This window comes from Mesorhizobium sp. M0047 (genome assembly GCF_040323315.1).
In the GTDB taxonomy this organism is placed as follows: Bacteria; Pseudomonadota; Alphaproteobacteria; order Rhizobiales; family Rhizobiaceae; genus Mesorhizobium.
The window spans coordinates 1-22,215 of record NZ_JAMYUW010000024.1 but is presented as its reverse complement, the minus strand read 5'-3'; the positions used below and the strand labels follow the sequence as shown (position 1 = coordinate 22,215).

Annotated in this window: 26 protein-coding genes and 1 tRNA gene; 12 read left to right on the top strand and 15 right to left on the bottom strand. The window is 62.8% G+C overall.

Annotated elements, in window-relative coordinates; all coding sequences use genetic code 11:
• Positions 1-29 precede the first annotated feature (29 nt).
• Together rlmH and rsfS are read right to left on the bottom strand one after the other, a co-directional pair.
• On the bottom strand, positions 30-512 hold the full coding sequence (rlmH, locus tag NKJ89_RS21775) for a 23S rRNA (pseudouridine(1915)-N(3))-methyltransferase RlmH (RefSeq protein ID WP_352605508.1): 483 nt from the start codon (positions 510-512) through the stop codon (positions 30-32).
• A 56-nt stretch (positions 513-568) separates the two neighbouring features.
• Entirely contained in the window at positions 569-946 is a 378-nt protein-coding gene (gene rsfS, locus NKJ89_RS21770) for a ribosome silencing factor (RefSeq protein ID WP_023758584.1), read from the bottom strand.
• A 241-nt stretch (positions 947-1,187) separates the two neighbouring features.
• Here rsfS and NKJ89_RS21765 point away from each other — a divergent pair, with 241 nt between their 5' ends.
• Positions 1,188-2,039, top strand: coding sequence for a mechanosensitive ion channel family protein (locus NKJ89_RS21765; protein ID WP_352605504.1), 852 nt, complete (start codon positions 1,188-1,190; stop codon positions 2,037-2,039).
• A gap of 73 nt (positions 2,040-2,112) precedes the next feature.
• Here the strand turns inward: NKJ89_RS21765 and NKJ89_RS21760 are convergent, their stop codons facing one another.
• From NKJ89_RS21760 to obgE, 4 genes are all read right to left on the bottom strand, one after another.
• A complete protein-coding gene (locus NKJ89_RS21760) occupies positions 2,113-2,700 on the bottom strand; it encodes a nicotinate-nucleotide adenylyltransferase (RefSeq protein WP_352605608.1) in 588 nt (195 codons plus the stop codon).
• A gap of 249 nt (positions 2,701-2,949) precedes the next feature.
• The gene (locus tag NKJ89_RS21755) at positions 2,950-4,236 is read right to left on the bottom strand and encodes a glutamate-5-semialdehyde dehydrogenase (RefSeq protein ID WP_352605502.1); all 1,287 of its coding nucleotides are present in this window, start codon (positions 4,234-4,236) and stop codon (positions 2,950-2,952) included.
• 2 nt (positions 4,237-4,238) lie between these two features.
• On the bottom strand, positions 4,239-5,411 hold the full coding sequence (gene proB / locus NKJ89_RS21750) for a glutamate 5-kinase (RefSeq protein ID WP_352605500.1): 1,173 nt from the start codon (positions 5,409-5,411) through the stop codon (positions 4,239-4,241).
• 3 nt (positions 5,412-5,414) lie between these two features.
• The gene (gene obgE, locus NKJ89_RS21745; protein WP_352605498.1) at positions 5,415-6,446 is read right to left on the bottom strand and encodes a GTPase ObgE; all 1,032 of its coding nucleotides are present in this window, start codon (positions 6,444-6,446) and stop codon (positions 5,415-5,417) included.
• Between the two features lie 129 nt (positions 6,447-6,575).
• Between obgE and NKJ89_RS21740 the strand changes: the two genes are divergently transcribed.
• Positions 6,576-7,445, top strand: a complete 870-nt coding sequence (locus tag NKJ89_RS21740) for an endonuclease/exonuclease/phosphatase family protein (RefSeq protein WP_352605496.1) — start codon at positions 6,576-6,578, stop codon at positions 7,443-7,445.
• A 7-nt stretch (positions 7,446-7,452) separates the two neighbouring features.
• On the opposite strand, the gene NKJ89_RS21735 is transcribed toward NKJ89_RS21740, so the two are convergent.
• From NKJ89_RS21735 to NKJ89_RS21720, 4 genes are all read right to left on the bottom strand, one after another.
• The gene (locus tag NKJ89_RS21735) at positions 7,453-8,004 is read right to left on the bottom strand and encodes a GNAT family N-acetyltransferase (protein ID WP_352605494.1); all 552 of its coding nucleotides are present in this window, start codon (positions 8,002-8,004) and stop codon (positions 7,453-7,455) included.
• Positions 8,004-8,591 carry a GNAT family N-acetyltransferase gene (locus NKJ89_RS21730; protein WP_352605491.1) on the bottom strand — a complete coding sequence of 196 codons (588 nt, stop codon included), beginning with the start codon at positions 8,589-8,591 and terminating at the stop codon, positions 8,004-8,006. The genes NKJ89_RS21735 and NKJ89_RS21730 overlap by 1 nt, the downstream gene beginning before the upstream one ends.
• A 119-nt stretch (positions 8,592-8,710) precedes the next feature.
• Complete coding sequence (rpmA, locus tag NKJ89_RS21725; protein ID WP_015315190.1) at positions 8,711-8,980, bottom strand: 50S ribosomal protein L27; 270 nt, start codon at positions 8,978-8,980, stop codon at positions 8,711-8,713.
• Positions 8,981-9,077: 97 nt separating this feature from the next.
• The gene (locus tag NKJ89_RS21720) at positions 9,078-9,755 is read right to left on the bottom strand and encodes a 50S ribosomal protein L21 (protein ID WP_352605488.1); all 678 of its coding nucleotides are present in this window, start codon (positions 9,753-9,755) and stop codon (positions 9,078-9,080) included.
• A gap of 397 nt (positions 9,756-10,152) precedes the next feature.
• Between NKJ89_RS21720 and NKJ89_RS21715 the strand changes: the two genes are divergently transcribed.
• A tRNA-Ser gene (locus NKJ89_RS21715) sits at positions 10,153-10,242 on the top strand.
• Positions 10,243-10,556: 314 nt separating this feature from the next.
• On the opposite strand, the gene NKJ89_RS21710 is transcribed toward NKJ89_RS21715, so the two are convergent.
• Entirely contained in the window at positions 10,557-11,450 is an 894-nt protein-coding gene (locus tag NKJ89_RS21710) for a LysR family transcriptional regulator (RefSeq protein ID WP_352605486.1), read from the bottom strand.
• 103 nt (positions 11,451-11,553) lie between these two features.
• Here NKJ89_RS21710 and NKJ89_RS21705 point away from each other — a divergent pair, with 103 nt between their 5' ends.
• Together NKJ89_RS21705 and NKJ89_RS21700 are read left to right on the top strand one after the other, a co-directional pair.
• The gene (locus NKJ89_RS21705; protein WP_352605484.1) at positions 11,554-12,717 is read left to right on the top strand and encodes an NADH-dependent flavin oxidoreductase; all 1,164 of its coding nucleotides are present in this window, start codon (positions 11,554-11,556) and stop codon (positions 12,715-12,717) included.
• A 33-nt stretch (positions 12,718-12,750) separates the two neighbouring features.
• Complete coding sequence (locus NKJ89_RS21700) at positions 12,751-13,584, top strand: SDR family oxidoreductase (RefSeq protein ID WP_352605482.1); 834 nt, start codon at positions 12,751-12,753, stop codon at positions 13,582-13,584.
• A gap of 109 nt (positions 13,585-13,693) precedes the next feature.
• Here NKJ89_RS21700 and NKJ89_RS21695 read toward each other — a convergent pair whose 3' ends face one another.
• Positions 13,694-14,587 carry a LysR family transcriptional regulator gene (locus tag NKJ89_RS21695; RefSeq protein WP_352605480.1) on the bottom strand — a complete coding sequence of 298 codons (894 nt, stop codon included), beginning with the start codon at positions 14,585-14,587 and terminating at the stop codon, positions 13,694-13,696.
• Positions 14,588-14,738: 151 nt separating this feature from the next.
• On the opposite strand from NKJ89_RS21695, the gene NKJ89_RS21690 reads away from it, so the two are divergent.
• The 7 genes from NKJ89_RS21690 to NKJ89_RS21660 all read left to right on the top strand — a co-directional run bounded on the left by NKJ89_RS21690 (position 14,739) and on the right by NKJ89_RS21660 (position 19,561).
• Positions 14,739-15,929 carry an MFS transporter gene (locus NKJ89_RS21690; protein ID WP_352487013.1) on the top strand — a complete coding sequence of 397 codons (1,191 nt, stop codon included), beginning with the start codon at positions 14,739-14,741 and terminating at the stop codon, positions 15,927-15,929.
• Complete coding sequence (locus NKJ89_RS21685; protein ID WP_352605478.1) at positions 15,926-16,396, top strand: cyclophilin-like fold protein; 471 nt, start codon at positions 15,926-15,928, stop codon at positions 16,394-16,396. The genes NKJ89_RS21690 and NKJ89_RS21685 overlap by 4 nt, the downstream gene beginning before the upstream one ends.
• A gap of 18 nt (positions 16,397-16,414) precedes the next feature.
• Positions 16,415-16,810 (top strand): (R)-mandelonitrile lyase, encoded by a 396-nt coding sequence (locus NKJ89_RS21680; RefSeq protein WP_352605476.1) that lies wholly within the window; start codon positions 16,415-16,417, stop codon positions 16,808-16,810.
• A 25-nt stretch (positions 16,811-16,835) separates the two neighbouring features.
• Positions 16,836-17,852, top strand: a complete 1,017-nt coding sequence (locus NKJ89_RS21675; RefSeq protein ID WP_352605474.1) for a zinc-dependent alcohol dehydrogenase family protein — start codon at positions 16,836-16,838, stop codon at positions 17,850-17,852.
• A 57-nt stretch (positions 17,853-17,909) separates the two neighbouring features.
• Positions 17,910-18,344: a lipocalin-like domain-containing protein gene (locus tag NKJ89_RS21670; RefSeq protein WP_352605472.1), complete on the top strand. Its 435-nt coding sequence runs from the start codon at positions 17,910-17,912 to the stop codon at positions 18,342-18,344.
• An 87-nt stretch (positions 18,345-18,431) separates the two neighbouring features.
• Entirely contained in the window at positions 18,432-18,821 is a 390-nt protein-coding gene (locus NKJ89_RS21665; RefSeq protein ID WP_352605470.1) for an MFS transporter, read from the top strand.
• Positions 18,822-18,832: 11 nt separating this feature from the next.
• A complete protein-coding gene (locus NKJ89_RS21660) occupies positions 18,833-19,561 on the top strand; it encodes an MFS transporter (protein WP_352605468.1) in 729 nt (242 codons plus the stop codon).
• 84 nt (positions 19,562-19,645) lie between these two features.
• Here the strand turns inward: NKJ89_RS21660 and NKJ89_RS21655 are convergent, their stop codons facing one another.
• The 3 genes from NKJ89_RS21655 to NKJ89_RS21645 all read right to left on the bottom strand — a co-directional run bounded on the left by NKJ89_RS21655 (position 19,646) and on the right by NKJ89_RS21645 (position 21,947).
• Positions 19,646-19,909: a cytochrome c gene (locus NKJ89_RS21655; RefSeq protein WP_352605466.1), complete on the bottom strand. Its 264-nt coding sequence runs from the start codon at positions 19,907-19,909 to the stop codon at positions 19,646-19,648.
• A gap of 258 nt (positions 19,910-20,167) precedes the next feature.
• Entirely contained in the window at positions 20,168-20,881 is a 714-nt protein-coding gene (locus NKJ89_RS21650) for a nickel/cobalt transporter (RefSeq protein WP_352605464.1), read from the bottom strand.
• 169 nt (positions 20,882-21,050) lie between these two features.
• Positions 21,051-21,947 (bottom strand): class I SAM-dependent methyltransferase, encoded by an 897-nt coding sequence (locus NKJ89_RS21645; RefSeq protein ID WP_352605462.1) that lies wholly within the window; start codon positions 21,945-21,947, stop codon positions 21,051-21,053.
• Positions 21,948-22,215: the final 268 nt, after the last annotated feature.

Below are 22,215 nucleotides of genomic sequence, written 5' to 3'. Positions count from 1 at the left end.
ATCCGGGTGAGTCGCGCCAATTCACCGGTTTACGAGCGATGATACGGATGTCCCGAAAGGATGGTCGCCACCCGATATAGCTGCTCTCCCAGCATCACCCGCACCAATTGATGCGGCCAGGTCAGCAATCCGAACGACATCACCAATTCGGCCTGATCGCGCAGCGACTGGTCGTGGCCGTCGGCGCCGCCGATGGCGATGATCAGCGCCTTGCGGCCACCATCACGCAGCAGGCCGATACGGCCGGCGAAATCTTCCGAGGAAAAGCTCTTGCCGCGTTCGTCGAGCAGGATCAGTGCGGTGCCGGGCTGCAACTGCGTCTGCAGCTTCTGGCCTTCCTCGCGCCGCCGCTCGTTGGCGGTCTGACCGCGACCTTCGGCGATCTCGACAATGCCGGCGAATTCAAGTCCCACCGCCGGGCCGCTCTTGGCGAAGCGCTCGAAATAGCGGTCGGCGAGCAGCTTCTCGGGGCCGGCTTTCATCCGGCCCACGGCATGAACTGATATCTTCATCCTTGCCCCTATAAGCCGCTGATGCATGCGATGACATGCATCAAAACAAAGACGGCTTAGTGGAGGGTCTCTTCCTCGAGATCCGGCGCCTGCCACATCTTTTCAAGATTGTAGAATTCGCGGACCTCGGGGCGGAAGACATGAACGATGATGTCGCCCGAATCGATCAGGACCCAGTCGGCACCTGCCAAACCCTCGACGCGCGCCATGCCGAGCCCGGCATCCTTGAGCGCTTTGAGAAGATGATCGGCGACAGCCGAGACATGACGGTGCGATCGGCCCGAAGCGACGACCATGTAGTCGCCCAGACTCGATTTTCCCTGGATGTCGATGGAGACAATGTTTTCGGCCTTGGAGTCTTCCAGACTGGCAAGGACTGTCTTGATGGCACGGGACACGGCGTCGTCTACGCTGATCCTGGCCGGCGAAGGCATGATATCGGCCTTCTTCCGCAGTGCTGTTCTCAGTGTATTTCCTTTCGCAGCAAGAACAACCAAATCACCCTTAAAAGCAGGTGACGCCACTTAGATAGGCAGAGTTCCCTTACAGTTTCAAGACGCGACCTGCCTGGCACGAACGTATTCTCGGTCCTGTGGTTCCGCCGCACGCCGGAAAAGATCGGAACCCTCGCTTCCCGCACGGGTTATCGGCTGACCGACCAACCGGATTCTCAACATGCCGATCGACCCGCAAAACACACTTGCCGCCGTCCAGACCGGCCTCGCGCAACTGAGCACGCTGATCGTTTCATACTCATTCTCGGCCATCGGCGCCGTCATCCTTTTGGTTGTCGGCTACATCATCGCTGGGCTTGCCGAACGTTCGATCTTCGCCGGCCTCGGCCATATCCATGGATTCGACCAAACGCTGCGGCATTTCTTCTCCAAGATCGTCCGCTATGCCATCCTGATCCTCGTCACCATCATGGTGCTTGGCCAATTCGGCGTGCAGACGGCGTCGATCATCGCCGCCATCGGCGCCATCGGCCTGGCCATCGGCCTGGCGTTGCAAGGCACGCTGCAGAACATCGCCGCCGGCATCATGCTTCTGGCGCTGCGGCCGTTCCGCATCGGCGAATCCGTCGAGGTCGGTTCGATTGCCGGCACGATCGAGGAGATCGGCCTGTTCGCGACCAAGCTCAGGACCGCCGAAGGCGTCTATATCCTGGCGCCCAATTCGACGCTGTGGAACCAGCCAGTGCGCAACTTCACCCGCAATGGTGTGCGTCGCAGCGACATCACACTCTCCATCGGCTCCTGGAACGACATCGACCGCGCCCAGAAGACCTTGCTCGCCATTGCCGGCTCCGACCGGCGGGTGAAGCGTGACCCGGCGCCGATCGCTTTCGTCGCGACATTGGGCGACAGCACCGTGTCGATTGCCTTGCGCTACTGGACATCTTCGGCGGACTTCTTCGCCACCCAAACCGACCTCACCAAGCGTGCCAAGCAGCAATTCGATTCGGAAGGCATATCGATTCCGCGGCCGCCACCGGAAGCGCCGGCGCCGGAGGCCCGCCGGCAATGATCGGCTGCCTGCTCAGGATTGCCCATGAAACGGGCAAAGGGAGCGATAAGAGCGACATGACAGGGTGTGCGACTCATCCCTTCGCCAGCTTGCGGATCGCGCTCGACGATAGCGACGAACGCGGGCCGTGAATGAAGGTCCAGGCCGGCGCCTTCATGCGGGCAAGCCTCGGCGCATCCCCTTCGTCGACGCGGGCGTAGTCGAAGGTCTTGGCGACGACAGACGACAGGAATGACAGCGTCGCGCCCGGGCGGTCGATGACGGCGATCGGGAAGGTCATGACGATCTCGCGCCAGCGCTGCCAGCGATGGAAATCGCGCAAACTGTCCGCACCCATGATCCAGACGAAGTCGACGCCGGGATTGCGCGCCTTGACCAGCGCCAGCGCGTCGGCGGTGTAGCGCACATGATGCGCCGCCTCGAAAGCGGTGACCTTGATCTTGGGGTTCTTGGCGATCTGCTCCGACAGTTGCAGCCGTTCGCTGAGCGGCGCCAGCTCGCCCATGCTCTTCAGTGGGTTGCCGGGCGTCACCATCCACCAGAGTTGGTCGAGCGCCAGGCGCCGGAGCGCAATCTCGGCAACCAGCGCATGGCCTGCATGCGGCGGATTGAACGAGCCGCCGAACAGGCCGACGGCCAGCCCTTTCTCGGCATGAGGCATTTTGAGATAGTGGGAGGGGATTGCGGGTGGGGAAGGAGATAGCATTGCGCTAGGCGCCCCCCTCTGTCCTGCCGGACATCTCCCCCTCAAGGGGGGAGATTGGTAGCTTCATTGGCAGTGCGAATTCTGCATCGATAGTGATTGGCGAAACCGGAAAGGGCAGTCGATCTCCCCCCTTGCGGGGGAGATGTCCGGCAGGACAGAGGGGGGTGGCTGGGCGCAAGCTTCAGGCCCTTCGGGCGAAAGACGTCACGGCCTCACCTGTCCGGATCCGCGCACGCGGTATTTGAACGAGGTCAGCTGCTCGACGCCGACCGGTCCGCGCGCGTGCATCTTGCCGGTGGCGATACCGATCTCGGCGCCCATGCCGAACTCGCCGCCGTCGGCGAACTGCGTCGAGGCGTTGTGCAGCAGGATCGCCGAATCGATCTCGTTGAAGAACCGCTCGACCGCTTGCGCATCCTCGGCGACGATCGCCTCGGTATGATGTGAGGAGAACGTCTCGATGTGTTCGACCGCACCACCGACACCATCGACCAGCTTCACCGCGATGATGGCGTCGAGATATTCGGTCACCCAGTCGAGGTCAGTGGCAGGCTTGGCATCGGAGAATATCTTCAGCACTTCGGCATCGGCATGGATTTCGCAGCCGGCGGCGCGAAGTGCGTCGAGGACCGGTACCAGATGCGTGGAGGCAACCGCGCGGTCGATCAGCAGCGTTTCGGCGGCGCCGCAAACGCCGGTGCGCCGCATCTTCGCGTTGACGGCGATCCGCACCGCCATATCGAGCTTGGCCGAGCGGTCGATGTAGAGATGGCAGATGCCTTCGAGATGGGCAAAGACCGGCACCCGGGCCTCGCTCTGCACCCGCCCTACAAGGCTTTTGCCGCCGCGCGGAATGATGACGTCGAGCGTACCGTCCAGCCCCTTCAGCATCTCGCCGACAGCAGCGCGGTCAGTGGTCGGCACCAGTTGGATGGCGTCTTCCGGCAAGCCGGCTTTCCTCAGCCCTTCGACCAGGCAGGCATGGATGGCGGCCGAAGAATTGAGCGAATCCGAGCCGCCGCGCAGAATCACCGGATTGCCGGCCTTGAGACACAGCGCACCGGCATCCGCCGTGACGTTCGGCCGGCTCTCATAGATGACGCCGATGACGCCGAGCGGCGTGCGCACGCGCTCGATATGCAGGCCGTTCGGCCGGTCCCATTGCGCGACCACGTCGCCGACCGGATCGCGCAGAGCAGCGATCTCCCTCATGCCTTCTGCCATGGCTAGAATGCGCGCCGGATCGAGCTTCAAGCGGTCCATGAAGGATCCGGAAAGCCCGGATTCCCGACCATTCGAGACGTCGATGGCGTTGGCGTCGAGGATGTCCTGCTGACGCGCGACGATCGCCTCGACCATGGCGAGGAGTGCGGCGTTCTTGGCGGCGGTCGTGGCAATGGCCAGCGGTCGGGCGGCAGCGCGGGCGCGGCGGCCGATATTGGCCATCAGCGCGACTGTGTCATCCCCGGATTTTTCATGCAGCTTCAGCATGCTCATCCTCCGCTTACATCGCCACCGGCCAGCACTTGGTTACTGGCTCCTACTTGGTCGCTTGAATGGCTCACCACAAGGTCGTCTCGATGGATCATCGCGGACCGCGCTTCGTAGCCGAGCACGGTCTCGATCTCGGCCGTCTTCAGGCCTGCGATCCTTACGGCATCGGCGGCATCATAGGCAACCAGCCCGCGCGCGATCTCGCGGCCTTCGGGCGAAAGGATCGCCACCGTGTCGCCGCGCGAGAAATTGCCGCTGACCAGCTTGACGCCGGCCGGCAGCAGCGACTTGCCCGACAGAAGCGCGCCAATGGCGCCGGCATCGACCGTCAGCCGGCCGGCCGGTTCGAGCTGGCCGGCGATCCAGGTCTTGTAGCCCTTGACCGGGTTGCTGCTCGGCCGGAAGAAGGTGGCGCGCTCGCCCCGCTCGATCGCCATCAGCGGCGACAGCCGCGTGCCAGACGTGATGATCATCGCCGTGCCGGCGGCGGTGGCGATCTTGCCGGCATCGAGCTTCGTCCGCATGCCGCCGCGCGACAGCTCTGAAGCAGCAGCCCCCGCCATCGCTTCGATGTCCGATGTGATCCGATCGACCACCGGAATGAACTTTGCGTGGGGATCGCGCGCCGGAGGCGCCGTATAGAGCCCGTCAATGTCGGAAAGCAGCACCAAAAGATCGGCGCCCATCATGGTGGCGACGCGAGCCGCCAGCCGGTCATTGTCGCCATAGCGGATTTCGGAGGTGGCCACCGTGTCGTTCTCGTTGATGACCGGCACCGCCTTCATCTTGAGCAGCGTCGAGATCGTCGCCCGCGCGTTGAGATAGCGGCGGCGTTCCTCGGTGTCGCCGAGCGTCAGCAGGATCTGGCCCGATTTCAGATTGCCCTTGCCAAGCGCATCCGACCAGGCGCCGGCCAGAGCGATCTGCCCCACCGCTGCCGCGGCCTGGCTTTCCTCGAGCTTCAGGGCACGTTTGCCGAGGCCAAGGATGGTGCGGCCAAGTGCGATGGCGCCGGAGGAAACGACGAGGATTTCTGCGCCGCCTTGGGCCAGCAAGGCAATATCGTCGGCGAGCGAGGCCAGCCAGTCGCGCTTCAGGCCCATCGTACGGTCGACGAGCAGCGCCGAGCCGATCTTGACGGTGATGCGCCGATATTTTTTCAGCGACTGCATGACCTATTTTTCCCAGCGCGTCTCGATTGGCGCGGCGATCCGCTCACGCGCCTCGGCCACCACCGACATCAGCGCCCGCAGCACCGCCTCGACCCCTTCGCCGGTAACCGCCGACAACAGGATCGGCGCGCGGCCGGCGGCGCGCTTCAGCGAGGCCAGCTTCTTCTTGCGTGCCTCGGCGTCGAGCGTGTCGACCTGGGAAAGCGCGACGATCTCAATCTTGTCTGCCAGGCCATGGCCATAGGCCTCGAGTTCGGCGCGCACGGTCTTGTAGGCCTTGCCGGGATCTTCCTCCTGGGCCGAGACCAGATGCAGCAGCACGCGCGTGCGCTCGACATGGCCGAGGAAGCGGTCGCCGATGCCGACGCCCTCATGCGCCCCTTCGATGAGGCCTGGAATGTCGGCGATGACGAACTCGCGCGCATCGATGCGGGCAACGCCAAGACCGGGATGCAGCGTCGTGAACGGATAGTCGGCGATCTTCGGCTTGGCCGCGGTGACGGCGGCGAGGAATGTCGACTTGCCGGCATTCGGCAGCCCTACCAGCCCGGCATCGGCGATCAGCTTCAGCCGCAGCCAGATGTTGAGCTCTTCGCCCGGCAGGCCGGGATTGGCGCGGCGCGGTGCCTGGTTGGTCGAGGTCTTGAAATGCTGGTTGCCGAAACCGCCATTGCCGCCCTTGGCAAGCAGAAAGCGCTGGCCGACCACGGTCAGGTCGCAGATCAGCGTCTCGTTATCTTCCTCGAACACCTGCGTTCCGGCCGGCACTTTCAGCGTGACGTCGGCACCCTTGGCGCCGGTCATGTTGCGGCCCATGCCATGGACGCCGGTCTTGGCCTTGAAATGCTGCTGGTAGCGATAGTCGATCAGCGTGTTCAGCCCGTCGACCGCCTCCACCCAGACATCGCCGCCACGGCCGCCGTCGCCGCCGTCCGGCCCGCCGAACTCGATGAATTTTTCGCGCCGGAACGACACCGAACCGGCGCCGCCGTCACCGGAGCGTATGTAGACTTTGGCTTGATCGAGAAATTTCATGGGATTTCGCAGTTTCTAATAGTGGCTTTGCGGCATTGCTCTAAACCTTGGGCCTTGCTCTAAACGAAGGCGGGGCGAAGGGCGAGGCCGTTTTATATGACAATGGCCGGCGGCCGGAGAGATGTTGGAATGAAGCTTGTAACGTACAACATCCAGTACGGCATCGGTCTCGACGGGCAGTACGAACTCGGCCGCATCGCTGACGCCGTGCGCGGCGCCGATGTGATCGCGCTGCAGGAGGTGACCCGCAACAACCCCAGGAACGGCGGCCGCGACATGGTCGTCGAGATCGGCGAGGCGCTGCCCGATTACTTCGCCGTCTATGGCAGCAATTTCGAGGCCAATATCGGGTCGCGCGTCGAGAACGGCCGCGCCATCACCAAGACCTTCCAGCTCGGCAATATGATGCTGTCGAAGACGCCAATTCATCTGTCGCGCAACCTGCTTTTGCCGCGCAGCCGCAGCTTCGAGATGATGAACTTCCAGCGTGGGGCGCTGGAAGCGCTGATCGAGACACCACTGGGTTTCATCCGCTTCTATTCCATCCATCTCGATCACCGCAGCCCGATCGAACGCGCCAGGCAGATCCAGTTCCTGCGCCGTCGCCTGCTGAACTATGCACTCGAAGGCGGCGCGCTGTCCGGCGTCGCCGAGATCGGCCTGCCGGAATTGCCGCATCCCGAAGCCTTTGTCGGCATGGGCGATTTCAACATGCTGGCCGGCTCGGCCGAATATGTCGAACTCGCCGGCCGGCCGGACCACGAATTCGGCATGCCGCTGACCGCCGACTTCGCCGTCGATGCCGCCTTGCGCCTGAACGCCGCCGCCGACGATCTCGTCAGCTGGGTCGACCCCAAACAACCCACTGACCCCAACCGCCACAAGCGCATCGACTACATCTTCACCAGCGCTTCGCTTGCCAAATCCCTGCGGCGCCTGTGGGTCGACCGAAAGGCCGTCGGTTCGGACCACCTGCCGGTGTGGGTCGAACTGGGCTGACGGCCATTCAGCCAGCGGCGTTTTCGCGTTCGACGATCGCCATCATGATCGTATCGCGGTATTCCCCCTCGATATAGACTGCGTCGCGCTGCACGCCCTCCCTGGCAAACCCGACCTTGTCGTAAAGGGAGATGGCGCGCGCATTGTCGGAATGCACGGAAAGCTCGACACGGACAAAGCCGGCTTTGCGCGCCTGCGCCAAGGTCGCATTGATCAGCCGCAGTCCGAGGCCACGCCCCCGATAGGAAGAAATGATCCCCATTCCGAGGGTGCCGCGATGGGCATGTATAAGCCGGTCATGGCGTGAGATGTCACACCAGCCGACGACCTCGCCCCGGACAACAGCAACGAAACCGGGATCGCCTCTGACGATACGGTCCATCGCGAAGCTTCGCGTTTGATCCAGCGATGGCGCCTCGAGGAAGGACAGGTACTTTCGCTCACGCGCAACGACATCCAGCGCCCGGTGAAAGCTTTCAACGTCCCCGGACGTCATCGGCGCGATCGCGACCGCTTCAATATCGCTGCTGTCGACATTGGCTTGACCGGTGTCATCCATCAGAAATGCACCCAGTTTCTCAGGCTGGTCCAGGTCTTCCTGTCGAGCCGGTAGCGCTCGACCGGCACCTGGCCGGCGACAATCGAGTTCAGCATGCCCTGGCCGGCATACTGGAACCCGCACTTGTGGATGACGCGGCGCGATGCCGGATTGATCACCCGCGTCGAGGCATGCAGCACCTGGACCGACGTCCTCTGGAAGGCGAGGTCGACAAGCGCATGCGCTGCTTCGGTCGCATAGCCCTTCTTCCAGTAGGGCTCGCCGATCCAGTAGCCGAGTTCCAGTCCGCGATCGGTGGTGTTGAGACCCGCGCAACCGACGAACGTGTCGGTGCCGGCCAGCGTCAACGCATAGGCGATGCCGGCCCGGCGCGACTTGGTCATGGCGAGGAAGGCGCGCGCCTCGGCCTCGCCATAGGGGTGCGGCATGCGGGCCAGCATTTCGGCGACATGACGGTTGTCGGCAAGCTCGACCAACTGCGCGATGTCGCCTTCGTGCGGCGCCCGCATCACCAGTCGCTCGGTGACCAGCACCGGGCAGTCTATCGCGTAACTTTCGTCTTCTGAGTCTTCCGCTTCGGCAACCATTTGAAAGTCCTCCAGGCACAAGAAAAAAGGGAGATGGAAACCCATCTCCCCTGATCCTTTTCCTGGCTTTGCCAGACACCGGTCCCGAGATGGGCGCCGGTGTTCTAGTGCGGAACCGGCTACTCCGCGGCTTTGGTAATCGGGTTGACCGATACGTAGGTTCGGCCGTTGGCTTTTTTGTTGAACGTCACGGCGCCGGTCTCGAGCGCGAAAAGCGTGTGGTCCGTACCCATGCCGACATTGACGCCGGGATGCCACGTGGTGCCGCGTTGACGAATGATGATGTTGCCCGGGATGACGGCTTCGCCGCCGAACTTCTTCACGCCCAGACGCTTGGAATGCGAGTCGCGACCGTTGCGCGACGAGCCGCCAGCTTTCTTGTGTGCCATCTAACTAACTCCGTTGCGCCGCAAGGCGCCTAAAAGGCGTTATGAACGCGTTCGCGTTCCGTTTCAAGTCCGATCCGGCGACCTGATCGCCAGAAAATTACTTCGCCGCCAATTCCTTGGCCTGCTCGCGCCAGTCCTTGATCTGGTCGGCGCTGAAGGGCATGTGCTCGTCGATCTTGGCGACATCCTTGTCGGTCAGCTTGGCGAGCTGGGCGAAGGTGATGATGCCCTGCTCGGCGAGATCCTTGGCTGCGACCGGGCCGATGCCCTTGATCACGGTCAGATCGTCCGGCTCGCCCTTCGGCGCCTTGAACAGCGGTGCCGCCGCGGTCTCGTTTGTCTCGGCTGCCTTGGCCTTGGGCTCCTTCTTCGACGCGGCTTCCGCCTTCGCTTCCGTGGCTGCCTCTGCCTTGGCTTCCTTCTTCGGCGCCTTGACCGCTGCCGTCTTGGTCGGCTTGGCGCCACCCAGCAGGATCTCGGAGATCCGCACGGTGGTCAGAAGCTGACGATGGCCGATCTTGCGGCGCGAATTCTGCCGGCGGCGCTTCTTGAAGGCGATGACGGTACGGTTCTTGCCCTGCTCGACGACTTCGGCGGTGACCACCGCGCCATCGACGAACGGCGCGCCGAACGTGACATTTTCGCCCTCGCCATGCGCGAGAACATGGCCGATCTCGACCATATCGCCGACAGCGGCTTCGACTTTTTCGATCTTCAGGAGATCGTTGGCGGCAACGCGATACTGCTTGCCACCCGTTTTAATGACTGCGAACATTTTTTGCCTTTCGCTGTTCGGTCGGCCTTGATGAACCGCCTCTGGCGATTCAGCCGTCTTTTTGTCAGTCTGCGGGTTCAAAAAACAAGCGGCGCGGAAGAACCCTCCACGCCGATTGCGCGCTGTCCCTAACCGAAGGTTGAGTGCGAGTCAAGGCAGACGTCGCCTCGTTTGCCGAGACTGTCATTGGCGGGCACGGACCGGCCGTGCCCGAAGGACCGCGCACGTTACCATCGCCTGCAGGCGAGGATGCCGGGAACCCGTGCGCTCGCCCACCAACGCCGGTGTTAATCCGCCGCTTGTCCGGCAAGCCAAATAACTCACGGATTTGGCCTTGTAACCTGCCCGTTCAGCCGTTATCTAGTGCGCCGCGCCGGCAACGGCCGACCATGACCGCGGAGAGGTGGCAGAGTGGTCGAATGCACCGCACTCGAAATGCGGCATGGGTGCAAGCCCATCGGGGGTTCGAATCCCTCCCTCTCCGCCAGGGTCACAGACTCGAACAGTCCTATGTCCATCTCCTGACGCATTGGCCGGCCAAACAGAAGGACAGGCCGAAGAACAACACGGCGCGCGAGATCGATCCTGGCCGCCAATGCCGATCTTACGGCCGAACCCCTGAAACGATCGGCGTTGGAGGATGGCTTTGTCACCATCGTCAAGACGATCATCCGGCGCGCCTGTTCTCCCGGAGCGGGAGGAACCCGATTGCCGACGTCCCGCGAGGTTGTGCATATGAGAGAAGGATAACTCATGCGATGCTAAGGTAGAGCGGCATGTTGAAGCCGGTTCTGCCACCTGTCACGCCTTGAAACGGAGTGCCTCGACAAGTAGAGCGAAGGCCGCCGTGTGCTGGCGTCGGCTGGGGTAATAGAGGTGATAGCCTGAGAAGGGTTGGCACCAGTCTTCCAGTACCCGGATAAGGCGTCCGTCTGCGATGAACGGGGCAACCTGGCTTTCAAACGTGTATGCTAAACCGAGCCCGTCAAGAGCCGCATCCTCGAGCATTTCACCGTCGTTGATGACGAGTGGGCCATTCATCCTGACTTCAAGTTCCTCACCGCCTTTTTCGAACTCCCAGGCAAAGAGCCCGCCGCCGGTCTTCTGACGGTAGCTGATGCCTCTGTGTTCCCCAAGTTCGCGCGGTGTCTTTGGAACGGTTCGGTTTGCAAAATACGACGGTGATCCGACCACCGCCATGCGCAGGTCCGGGCCGATCCTTATTGCCACCATATCCTTCTGGACCTGCTCGCCGATCCGGATACCGGCGTCGAATTTGTTTGCAACGATGTCGACCAGCCCCTCGTCCAGGCTCAATTCCACTTCGATATCCGGATACTCCAGGAGGAGTTTGGCGAGGACGGGCCACAGTACCGATTTGGCAGCATACCGGAATGTCGTCAGGCGAATTAGGCCAGCGGGCTTGTCGCGCAGGGCGCTGACGGCGGCGATCTCGCTTTCGATGTGATCGAAGGCCGGTCGCAGGCTTCGCAGCAAGCGCTCTCCAGCTACGGTCACGGACAGGCTGCGTGTGGTGCGTGAGATCAGCCGGACTCCCAGGCGCTGTTCCAGCGTCCTGACAGCGTAACTGAGCGCCGACTGCGATAGGCCGAGCTTTGCTGCGGCGCGTGTGAAGCTGCCTGCCTCCGCTACGGCTATGAAGACGGCCAGCTCGCTGAAATCTCCGCGCCTCATTTATCAATCCCATTTCTAACTTCATGCAGATTATAGCGGCTAATCGTATCGAGTCCTATTCGCTATTTCACCCCGGAGACAACGCGAGTCGAAAGGAAACGCTGTGGACACCTCACAACAGATCTTCCAGCCCTTCCAATTTCCGAACGGGTTAAACCTCGACAACCGGATTGTCATGGCGCCGATGACCACGTGGTCGGCCAACGACGACGGAACGGTCTCTGATGCGGAGATCACCTACTACCGGCGTCGGGCGACTGGCGTCGGACTTGTGCTCACCGGCTGCACCCACGTGTTGCCCGACGGCATCGGCTTTGCGGGCGAATTCGCCTCCTACGACGACCGTTTCACCCCAAGCCTCTCCAGCCTGGCGTCAGCGGCCAAAAGCGGCGGGGCCCTGGCCGTCCTGCAAATCTTCCACGCCGGGAATAAGGCCGTGCCGGCACTTATACCCGGCGGCGAGGTCGTCAGCGCCAGTGCGCTTGAAGTCCCGCCCGGTCCCTTCAATCCGGGCGGTGTGAAGACACGTGCACTGACGAATGACGAAATCCTCGCGATCATTACCGCCTTTGGCGAGGCGACACGACGGGCCATCAAGGCAGGCTTCGATGGCATCGAACTGCATGGTGCTCACGGATTTCTCATCCAGAACTTCTTCTCGCCTCTCTACAATCAGCGTGGCGATGAATGGGGCGGCACGCTCGAAAATCGAATGCGTTTCCCAATCGCCGTGGTGCGTGAAGCAAAGCGAGTGGTCGCCGCACACGCGAACCGCCCCTTCCTCGTGGGCTACCGGGTGTCACCCGAGGAACCCGAGGCAGGTGGCTTGCGTATTGCCGACACGTACGAGCTGATTGAACGTCTTATCGATGAAGGTGTTGACTACCTCCATGCATCTCTGACGAGCGTTCTCGAGGCAAAGCCTATAGAGGCGCCCGAGGGCGACACCATCGCTGGCCTGATCACTCACCGAGCCAGCGGTCGGGTCCCGGTCGTTGCCGCGGGCCAGGTCAGGACGCCTGTTCAGGCCGAACTCGCCCTGGCGAGAGGCCTCGCGCTCGTCGCGGTTGGGCAAGGACTGGTGATGAACCCGGAGTGGGTCCAGCTGGCAAAGAGCGGTCGCGAGGATCTGATCGAGACCGAAATCCGGCCGTCGAGCGTTCTGGGCATCGATATTCCAGCGAAACTATGGGGTGTGATTCAGTCCGCCACCGGGTGGTTCAACATCACCGCTGAGACGGACGTGCCAAAAGCCAACGCTGCATAAACTGAAAAGATACTGGCCAGGAAGGATACGGCTGTGAATAGAGTATGGATGATTACCGGCGCTGGACGAGGCATGGGCCTCGACTTTGCCAAGGCGGTGTTAGCCATCGGCGATAAGGTCGTTGCGACCGGTCGTAACCCCGATCGGGTCGCCAAGGCGATCGGCCAGTCGGACAATCTTTTGGTCGCGACGTTGGACGTGACCAAGCCGGCCGACGCCGACGCTGCGGTGAAGGCAACCCTCGACCGCTTTGGTCGGCTCGACGTGCTCGTCAACAATGCCGCGGGCTTCTATGCGGGCTATTTCGAGGACCTGACTCCGGCCCATATCGAACTTCAGCTCGCGTCCACCCTGACCGGCGCGATGAATGTCACCCGTGCAGTCCTGCCGGTGATGCGCGCGCAGGGTTCTGGCAAGGTCATTGCAATCTCATCGACGGCAGGCCTGGTCGGCTTCGAGTTCTGTTCTGCATACGCTGCGGCGAAATTCGGCGTGGACGGCTGGATCGAGTCACTGCAAGCCGAGGTAGCGCCGTTCGGCATTGAAACGATGATCGTGAACCCCGGGTTTTTCCGCACGGAGCTGCTGACGGACGAATCCACTCAATATGCTCCGTCATCCGTTAGCGACTACAGCGAACGCCGCGCCCAGCAGATAACGGGCTGGAAAGCCGCGAACGGCCAGCAAGTCGGCGACCCGGCAAAACTCGCGCAGGCGCTGATAACTCTGGTCGACAAGCCGGAGCTGCCCCGTCGGTTTATCGCCGGCGCCGATGCTCTTGGCATGGTCAGGCAGAAACTCGCTCTGCTGCAGCAACAGGTCGACGCCCATGAGGAGCTATCCAGCTCACTGGCCTTCGACAGCTGACCGTCGCGTCCAGCACTGCCATTGTCGCAGATCTATTTATGAGCGCAATCGATCGCCTCCTGCCATTTACCAATGTCAGCTTCATGATCCACAGGCACAGTCTTTGGGGTCAGATGCGATGGCGGAGCGCCTCAACGATCACCGACATCGCAGGCGAGAGTTGTCGCCTGCTCGGGTAGTAAAGGTGATAGCCCGCAAATGGCGGACACCAGTCGTCAAGCACGAGCCTAAGGCATCCCTTGGCGATGTGGTGGCTGACGAGGTTTTCCGGGACATAGGCGATCCCGAAACCGCTTATCGCAGCCTCGATCATGGGAAGGGACGAATTGAAGGTGAGTTGGCCTTCCACCCGTACACGAAGGTCGCGGCCATCCCTGGCGAATTCCCAGGCATATAATCCGCCGAACGTCGCCTGCCGCATATTGATGCAGTCATGATCGACCAGATCCTGGGGTGCGGTCGGAACCGGATGGCGGGAAAAGTACTCCGGCGAAGCCACGGCCACGAGCCGCCAATCCGGCCCGATCCGCACTGCGATCATATCCCTGTCGATGCTCTCACCAAGCCGTACGCCTGCGTCGAAGCGCTCCTCCACAATGTTCTTCATGCCGTTGTCGCTGTAGAGTTCGACGCGCACGTCAGGATAGTCGCCGAGCAAGGGCTGCAGCTTCGGCCAGACGGTCGTCTGGAGCGCATGGTCGGACAGCGTGATACGGACCATTCCGGAGGGCTTGTCGCGAAAGGCCACCAGGCTTGCAAGGTCGGCTTCGATTTCCTCGAAGCGGGGAACAAGCGATTGGAAAAGTCGCTCGCCGGCCTCGGTCGGAGCGACGCTCCGCGTCGTACGCGTCAGCAGGCGGACGCCGAGACGAGCTTCAAGCTCCTTGATTGTCGAACTCAGGGTCGACTGCGAGGTTCCGAGCTTGGCCGCCGCCTTGGTGAAGCTGCGCTCCCGCGCGACCGCCACGAACCAGAGCAGATCCTTCATGCCATCGCGCTGCATAGGGCACCTCCCGACTGACATTTATATCACAAGCAGATAAGTCCATGCGAATTACTCAGTCTAATAGAATGGGTCCCTCTGCAATATCTTCCGGCATGGCGATGGGGATGGGCGGCTGATCCGCCCCAGTCGCCTTGCGAGGATGCCAATTATGGAAACGACCTACGATACAAGGCTTGTCGAAGACCGCGTCGCATGGGGCGCCGTGTTGTCGATGGCGCTGTGTGTTTTCGTGCTCATCGCGTCGGAATTCATGCCGGTCAGCCTGCTGTCGCCGCTCGCGGCCGATCTCGGCATAACCGAGGGCCGCACGGGACAGGCGATCTCGATTTCGGGCGCTTTCGCCGTCGTGACCAGCCTGTTGGTCGCCGGCCTCACGCGCCGGATCGACCGCCGGCTGGTCGTGACCGGCTTCACCCTTCTCCTCATCGTGTCCGGGTTGGCTGTCACCTTCGCGCCGAACTACGCGTTTCTCATGGTCGGCCGGGCGCTGCTCGGCATCGCGATCGGCGGGTTCTGGTCGATGTCGACCGCGATCGTCATGGGCCTCGTGCCGCAAGACATGGTTCCGAAGGGTCTCGCCATGCTAAACGCCGGCAATGCCATTGCGGCCACCATCGCCGCGCCGCTGGGCAGTTTTCTTGGCGCCTATGTCGGCTGGCGCGGCGCTTTTTTCCTCGTCGTGCCATTTGGGCTCCTGGCGTTGGCCTGGCAGTGGACAAGCCTGCCGGCGCTGCCCCCGCGCCAGAGGCAGCGTCCAGGCAATCCGCTGGCGCTACTCGGCCGTCTTCCTATCGCCATCGGCATGGCGTCAATCATGATGCTGTTCATGGGCCAGTTCGCGCTCTTTACCTATCTGCGGCCCTTCCTCGAGAGCGTCACCCGGCTCGACATCGCCGCGCTTTCGGCGATCCTGCTGGCGATGGGGCTGGCCGGGGTGCTCGGCACATGGTGCGTCGGCCGGCTTTTGCGCACGCGCCTGTTCAGCGTCCTCATCGTCATCCCGCTGGTCATGGCCGCGCTGGCCGCTGCGCTCATCGCCCTCGGTGCCTTCCCGGTTCCCACGGCGCTGCTGCTCGTTGCCTGGGGTTTCTTCGGCACGGCCGCGCCCGTTGGCTGGGGCACGTGGCTCAGCCGCACGTTGCCGGACGACGCGGAGGCCGGCGGCGGGCTGCAGGTGGCAGTCATCCAGCTCGCCATTACAGGCGGCGCCGCCATCGGCGGCACGCTCTTCGATACGGTCGGCTGGTGGGGTGCATTCACTTTCGCCGCGGTGCTGCTCTGTGGATCGGCGCTCGCCGCCCTTGCCGCATCGCATATGGCCCGGAGGTCTTTGCCATGACCATCGAGCGTGCGCCGCTCAGCCGCAGGACATTGCTCGGCGCCGCGCTCGCGGTGGCGGCCCTGCCTCGCGCAGCCGCCAGCCAAGAAGGCGAAGCCCCAGTCAGCCAGGAGCCAACTGACATGAAGATCAGGATGATTTTCAACGGCCGTACCATGACCGCCACGCTCTACGACAATCTGTCGGCGCGGGATTTCTTTTCCATGCTGCCGCTCGATCTCAAGATCGAGGACTACGCGCATAACGAGAAGATCGCCTATCTGCCGCGCAAGCTGACGGAGAAGGGAAGTGGTCCGTTCGCCAACGAGCAGCCCTACGACCTCTGCTATTTCATGCCGTGGGGCAACCTGGCCATGTTCTACGCCGACTATCGCCATCCCGGGCTGATCAGGCTCGGCCGCTTCGATGAGGGCGAGCAGGCCCTGCACATTCGCGGCGAGTTCCCGCTTCGCATCGAACGCATTTGAGGACACAAGGACATCACCATGGACATTCTTCGCGCAGGCACAAGGCCTTCCGGCAAGGGGCCGACCGGCTGGTTCACTGGCACGGTGCGGATCGATCCGCTCTTCAATCCCTTCGATGCCGGGCGGGTCCAAGGCGCGCAGGTGACCTTCGAGCCCGGCGCCCGCACCGCCTGGCACACCCATCCGCTCGGCCAGACGCTGATCGTCGTCTCCGGCCCTGGCCGCGTGCAACGCGAGGGTGGCCCGGTCGAGGAAATCCGTCCAGGCGACGTCGTCTGGTTCGCGCCCGCCGAAAAGCACTGGCACGGCGCGTCGCCTCAGACCGCCATGAGCCACATTGCCGTCCAGGAGGTCAAGGACGGCAAGGTCGTGGATTGGCTGGAACACGTCAGCGACGCCGACTACGGCGCCTGACCTTCTCCACTCGAAAGGAAACAAAATGCTCGCAACCATTCTTCACAAACCGGGCGACATCCGCTGCGAGGAAATCGCCGATCCCAAAATCATGCGGCCGACGGACGCAATCATCAAGCTGTCGGCAAGCTGCATCTGCGGCTCGGACCTGTGGCCCTATCGCGGGCTGCAGCCGGTCGACGGCCCAATGCATATGGGCCACGAATATTGTGGCATCGTCGTCGAGGTCGGCGCAGAGGTGCGCACGGTCCGTCCCGGCCAGTTCGTCGTCGGCTCGTTCTGCCTCTCCGACAATACTTGCCCGCATTGCCGCTTCGGCTTCCAGTCGTCCTGTGTGCAGCGCGAGTTCATGTCGGGCGCGCAGGCGCCTTACGCCCGCGTGCCCTTGGCAGATGGCACACTGGTCGCCACCGCCGAGGTGCCGCCGGCCGAACTCATTCCTGACCTGCTGGCTGTGTCCGATGTGCTCGGCACCGGCTGGTATGCAGCCGATGCAGCCGAGGTCCAAGAAGGATCGACGGTGGTGGTGGTCGGCGACGGTGCGGTCGGCCTGATGGGCGTGCTTGCGGCCAAGGAGATGGGCGCCGAGCGCATCATCGCCATGAGCCGGCACGCCAGCCGTCAAAAGCTCGCCCGCGAATTCGGCGCCACTGATATCGTGGCCGAGCGTGGCGAGGAAGGCGTCGCCCGCATAAAGGAACTCACCAAGGGCGTTGGCGCGGACTCGGTGCTGGAATGCGTCGGCACGGCGGAATCCTTCGACCAGGCGCTGGCCTGCTCTCGCCCCGGCGGCACTATCGGCTATGTCGGCGTGCCGCACGGCGTGAATTTCGACGGCCAAAAATTATTCTTCGGCCAGAAGCGTATGTTGGGCGGCCCGGCGCCGGTGCGCCGCTTCCTGCCCGACCTTATGGACCGTGTGCTCAAGGGCGTGATCAAGCCCGGCAAGGTCTTCGACCTCAAGCTGCCGTTGGCCGAGGTCGCTGAAGGCTACCGCGCCATGGACGAGCGGCGCGCCATCAAGGTCATGCTTTCCGTGTGAGCGAAGATTGGGCGGACGGCCTGTTCGCGCCCACAAATCAGAAAAGGAACAACGCATATGACGATGAGATTGAAGATAGCCGCCCTGGCGCTTGCGCTTTCGGTCGCCACGCCGGCTTTCTCCCAAGAGTCCCCGATCATCGGCGCATGGCGCATGAGGTCGCTCGAGGCCGGCGCCGATGGAAACCTCAAGCCCGTGCCATATTCCGGCCAGGTCATCTTCACCGAGTCCGGCACCCTCTCGGTGCAGGCCCAGAATCCCGACGCCGAGGCGCCGGACACGCCTTACACGGCGAATGGCTACGAAGCCTATTACGGGCCGGTCGCCATCAACGACCAGGACAAGACCTTCGTCATCACGATCGAGTCCTCCCTGGTCCGCAACCTTGACGGGAAGAGCATGAAACGCAAATTCGAAGTCTCGGACAACAAACTGGTCCTCACGCCGGACAATCCGGCCGAGGGCTGGCGCGTGACCTACGAACGTTACTGATCGGAACAGCCGGCTGTCAAAGTGTTATCGGTGGTCACAAATGGCGCCGACTTCAGATCGAAATGGCGCGATAGCGGAATGCCAATCATGGCGGCTGTTTTCGCCGGCTTCCTCCTGATCGGCTTGGCGCTACCCGTCCTGCCGCTGCATCTTCACCAGCAACTCGGCTTCGGCCCCTTCGCAGTCGGGCTGGTGACGGGCAGCCAGTTCGTCGCCTCGATGCTGTCGCGCATCGGAGCCGGAAATTATGCCGATGGGCGCGGCGGCAAGCGGGCCGTCATCGTCGGCCTCATTGCCGCTGCCCTGGCGGGGTTCATTTATCTCGGCTCGCTGGCATTGCTCGACCGACCGGTAGCGTCCGCATCGGCGCTCTTCGCCGGCCGGGCGGTACTAGGCGCGTCTGAGAGCTTCATCATCACCGGCGGTGTCGCCTGGGCCTTTCCCTTGCGGGCGGACAGAACTCCGGAAAGATCATAGCCAGGGTGGGCATGGCGATGTTCGCGGCGCTCGCGCTAGGCGCGCCGATCGGATCTGCGCTTTACGCGGCGAGCGGCTTCGCCGCGATCGCACTCGCGACGGTCGGCCTGCCGCTTGCGACGCTGCTTGCCATCCTGCCTATGCGTGGCACCAGTCTCGCAGCGAGCGCCGCGCAACAGTCATGGGCGAGCGTGGCGCAAGCGGTCTGGCTTCCCGGCGTCGGAGCTGCTTTCAGCAGCCTTGGCTATGGCGCGATCCTTTCCTTTGGCGCGCTGCTCTTTGCCGAACGCGGCTGGCAGCCGGTCTGGCTTCCCTTCACCGCTTATGCCGCGTCGCTGATCGCGGCAAGGCTTTGCTTCGGCCACCTGCCTGACAGGTTGGGGGGCGCGCGCGTCGCCGTGATCTTCGTGGCGGTCGAAGCGGCTGGGCTGATGCTGATCTGGCTTGCGCCCGGGCCTTTTCTTGCCGCCATCGGAGCGGGCCTGACTGGCCTTGGCTACTCGCTGGTCTATCCCGGTTTCGGTGGCGAGGCCGTAAGCCGTCTTCCGCAACGCAGCCGCGGCCTGGCCATGGGACTCTACACCGTCTTCCTCGACGTGGCGCTCGGCTTCGGCAGTCCGGCGCTCGGCTTGGTCGCCGCGTCGGCCGGGCTGCAATTCGTCTTCTTCGCCGTCGCGGCGGCGACGCTTCCGGCGTTGGGCATCGCTCTGCTGCTGGGTCGCCGTAGCGCTCCACTATAGCTAGTCTGTGCTCGAGATGTCGCGCAACCACGATCGCTCCCGCTTCGGGCGACGTCTGCTTCCGAGCAATGGCAAGACCGAAGTCTACGTAAGCCGACCGATGTGACGGGCCAGCGCCTCAAATTCCGGCCGGACTTGATCGATTTCCAATTTGGCGTCCGAAGGCGCGTGCAACGTCACGCTGGGAAATTCCGCAATCAGGGCAGGTCCAGTGCGGGCTCGGAGGGTCTCGGCTGCCTGTTTGAAAGTGGTGGCGTTATAGGCCAACTTGCCGTCGAACATCACGGTGATCGTCTTTGCCGCCGCAGCCATCTCTTTCATCGAGGCCTGGCGAGCCTCGATGAACACATCACGGCGGGTAGCGGCGACTACCGCAGAGGCGCAGGCAAGCGACAGGATTCCCTATGATGGCTGCTCGTTTCATTGTTGGCACATGGGTAGTGCGTCCCGATGTAGATTCTCGACCAGCAGACCAGGAATGCCATGATGAAGAGAGCGATCGTCCGGCGCGGGGGGGCCTTGCATCGCAAAGACCGCAACGATCGCTCCGGTGGCTGTTGCGTCAGCCGGCCTCTGTTGCTTTGCTTTCGAGGAATCGCTTGCGTCTCATTTCGACGAGATTTGCCAAACCGCCACGCCTGCAAGAATAAGACCAGCGACGCCTTCGATGGCCCGCGAAATGGCATCGAACAGGCGTGGCCGCCTATCGAAAAAATGCACCAGGCGCTCGCGAAACAGGATCGACAGCACCGCAACGCAAGACAACGTCAGCGCCACGCCGGCCATCATGGTGATTGCGAAAAGAATGCCGGCGACCGGAACGCCTCTGGATATCGCAAAGGTCATCGCGAAAAGCGTCAGCGGGCATGGGATCAAGCCGGCCATGACGCCGACGGCCTCGCCCTCATGCTTGTGGTGTTGGCCGTGGCTCCACGCGCGCCAGAGCATCCAAACGCCGATCAGGCCAAGCAGGCCCCGACTGACGTCTTCCAGTAGCGGGGCACGGCCAACACTGCCCAGGGCAATCGATACCAAAGGCAACGAGATCGCAGCGATCAGAACCGCGATCGTCACATGCGTGAAGGAAAGTGTCAGCGATACCAGAAGCCCACGCCGGACACTGGCATCCGATCCGGCGAGATACGTGGCCAGGACCGCCTTGCTGTGGCCAGGCGTCAGCGCATGTGCCGCGCCGAACAGAACGCCCATCGGCAGAAAGGCCGTGAAGGCCAGCCAACCGCCGCCGACCGAAAGCAGTTTGATCTGCTCGGCCAGTGCCAGGTAGATCGTGCGTTGGAACTCGACAAGGGTTTGGAACATCAGGCTGGAACCGGCCTCATTCTCAGGTCAATTCATGGCGCATGGCGAAGATTCACTTTCGGGTTCTTGTTCCAGCTGGCATTGCAAGCAGGCCGAATTGGGACATGCCCCCTGCCTATACGTGGCTCTTTCTTCAGAACAGGTCGCCATTCAGCCAGCCTTGGCATGATCACGGCGCGGCCGGCGACGCCAAGCCTGATTGGTCCTTGTTCGTCGTCGCGCGAATGTAATTCAGGTTCTTGGTTCCGACGGCGCCGATATCGCCGACCTGGAATCCGCTCTCGGTCAACAGCGAGGCGACCGAATGCATGTCCACATGACCATGCTTGTGGAGCCTGGGCAATCCAGACTTGCGCACCGGCCTGCCGAAATCGATGAGCAACAGCCGGCCTGCTGGCTTCAGGACGCGTGCCGCCTCGCGGATGAAGGCCGATCGAACGGGCTTCGACAGGTGATGCAGCATCAGCGTGCCGACGACGATGTCGAATTGCGCGTCCTTGAAGGGAAGCTCCTGCGCCGTCCCGTTGACGAAAGTCAGATCGAGACCTGACCGCTCGGCCTTGGCGCGCGCCCTATCGATCATTTCGGCCGATGCGTCGACGCCGGTGACGCTTCCGCCCGAACCGACCAGCCGCTTCGCGGCAATGGCAAGGGTTCCCGTGCCGCAGGCGACATCGAGCACCGCTTCGCCGGGCTGGAGTTTTGCCGGGCGAAGCATGAGCTCGCGAAACCGGCCCTCGCGGCCAAAGGTCAGAACGCGCGCAAGCAAGTCATAGGCCGCCGCCCGGTGCAGGACGATGCCGATGCCCCTGTCGCTCGCGCCGTGCGCACCCTTGCCGACCAGCCCCCCGTGTCGCAGGCTGCCCCACAGCGCCAATCCCGCGATCACGGCGAGGACGAGGCCGTGGAATGCCGCCGTCCAGGCACCGGCCTGAATATAGCCCATGCCCAATTTGGCGAGGACGAGGAAGCCGGCGACCAGCGACAGCTTGGCAAGCAGGGCCAACGCAATCACCCTCTTGCGCGAATGCGATCCGTTACCGGCGTGATGATCAGATGAGTGCATGTCTGGCGACCTTCTGCTTCATTGCGGCATGCCCAAATCCGATTTGAGCTCCTGGACTTGGCGTATCATAATGGACACAATGTCTGGAAATGCTGTTGTCGGACACCGGACCGCCGAATGTCCGAAACCGGCCACTGCAGAGGGCCATGACCATGAAAATCGAACGTGCGGGCGAGCGGAACACGATCGATCGACGCGTTGCGCGGACGCGCGGCCTGCTGCAGGACGCGCTCATCGCCCTGATCCCGGAGCAGGGATATGCCGCCAT

Bases quoted from the DNA above. Each gene is read 5' to 3' on its own strand.
- rlmH (WP_352605508.1), bottom strand. From the start codon at position 512: ATGAAGATATCAGTTCATGCCGTGGGCCGGATGAAAGCCGGCCCCGAG.
- rsfS (WP_023758584.1), bottom strand. From the start codon at position 946: ATGCCTTCGCCGGCCAGGATCAGCGTAGACGACGCCGTGTCCCGTGCC.
- NKJ89_RS21765 (WP_352605504.1), top strand. From the start codon at position 1,188: ATGCCGATCGACCCGCAAAACACACTTGCCGCCGTCCAGACCGGCCTC.
- NKJ89_RS21760 (WP_352605608.1), bottom strand. From the start codon at position 2,700: ATGCCTCATGCCGAGAAAGGGCTGGCCGTCGGCCTGTTCGGCGGCTCG.
- NKJ89_RS21755 (WP_352605502.1), bottom strand. From the start codon at position 4,236: ATGCTGAAGCTGCATGAAAAATCCGGGGATGACACAGTCGCGCTGATG.
- proB (WP_352605500.1), bottom strand. From the start codon at position 5,411: ATGCAGTCGCTGAAAAAATATCGGCGCATCACCGTCAAGATCGGCTCG.
- obgE (WP_352605498.1), bottom strand. From the start codon at position 6,446: ATGAAATTTCTCGATCAAGCCAAAGTCTACATACGCTCCGGTGACGGC.
- NKJ89_RS21740 (WP_352605496.1), top strand. From the start codon at position 6,576: ATGAAGCTTGTAACGTACAACATCCAGTACGGCATCGGTCTCGACGGG.
- NKJ89_RS21735 (WP_352605494.1), bottom strand. From the start codon at position 8,004: ATGGATGACACCGGTCAAGCCAATGTCGACAGCAGCGATATTGAAGCG.
- NKJ89_RS21730 (WP_352605491.1), bottom strand. From the start codon at position 8,591: ATGGTTGCCGAAGCGGAAGACTCAGAAGACGAAAGTTACGCGATAGAC.
- rpmA (WP_015315190.1), bottom strand. From the start codon at position 8,980: ATGGCACACAAGAAAGCTGGCGGCTCGTCGCGCAACGGTCGCGACTCG.
- NKJ89_RS21720 (WP_352605488.1), bottom strand. From the start codon at position 9,755: ATGTTCGCAGTCATTAAAACGGGTGGCAAGCAGTATCGCGTTGCCGCC.
- NKJ89_RS21710 (WP_352605486.1), bottom strand. From the start codon at position 11,450: ATGAGGCGCGGAGATTTCAGCGAGCTGGCCGTCTTCATAGCCGTAGCG.
- NKJ89_RS21695 (WP_352605480.1), bottom strand. From the start codon at position 14,587: ATGCAGCGCGATGGCATGAAGGATCTGCTCTGGTTCGTGGCGGTCGCG.
- NKJ89_RS21690 (WP_352487013.1), top strand. From the start codon at position 14,739: ATGGAAACGACCTACGATACAAGGCTTGTCGAAGACCGCGTCGCATGG.
- NKJ89_RS21685 (WP_352605478.1), top strand. From the start codon at position 15,926: ATGACCATCGAGCGTGCGCCGCTCAGCCGCAGGACATTGCTCGGCGCC.
- NKJ89_RS21680 (WP_352605476.1), top strand. From the start codon at position 16,415: ATGGACATTCTTCGCGCAGGCACAAGGCCTTCCGGCAAGGGGCCGACC.
- NKJ89_RS21675 (WP_352605474.1), top strand. From the start codon at position 16,836: ATGCTCGCAACCATTCTTCACAAACCGGGCGACATCCGCTGCGAGGAA.
- NKJ89_RS21670 (WP_352605472.1), top strand. From the start codon at position 17,910: ATGACGATGAGATTGAAGATAGCCGCCCTGGCGCTTGCGCTTTCGGTC.
- NKJ89_RS21665 (WP_352605470.1), top strand. From the start codon at position 18,432: ATGGCGGCTGTTTTCGCCGGCTTCCTCCTGATCGGCTTGGCGCTACCC.
- NKJ89_RS21660 (WP_352605468.1), top strand. From the start codon at position 18,833: ATGGCGATGTTCGCGGCGCTCGCGCTAGGCGCGCCGATCGGATCTGCG.
- NKJ89_RS21650 (WP_352605464.1), bottom strand. From the start codon at position 20,881: ATGTTCCAAACCCTTGTCGAGTTCCAACGCACGATCTACCTGGCACTG.
- NKJ89_RS21645 (WP_352605462.1), bottom strand. From the start codon at position 21,947: ATGCACTCATCTGATCATCACGCCGGTAACGGATCGCATTCGCGCAAG.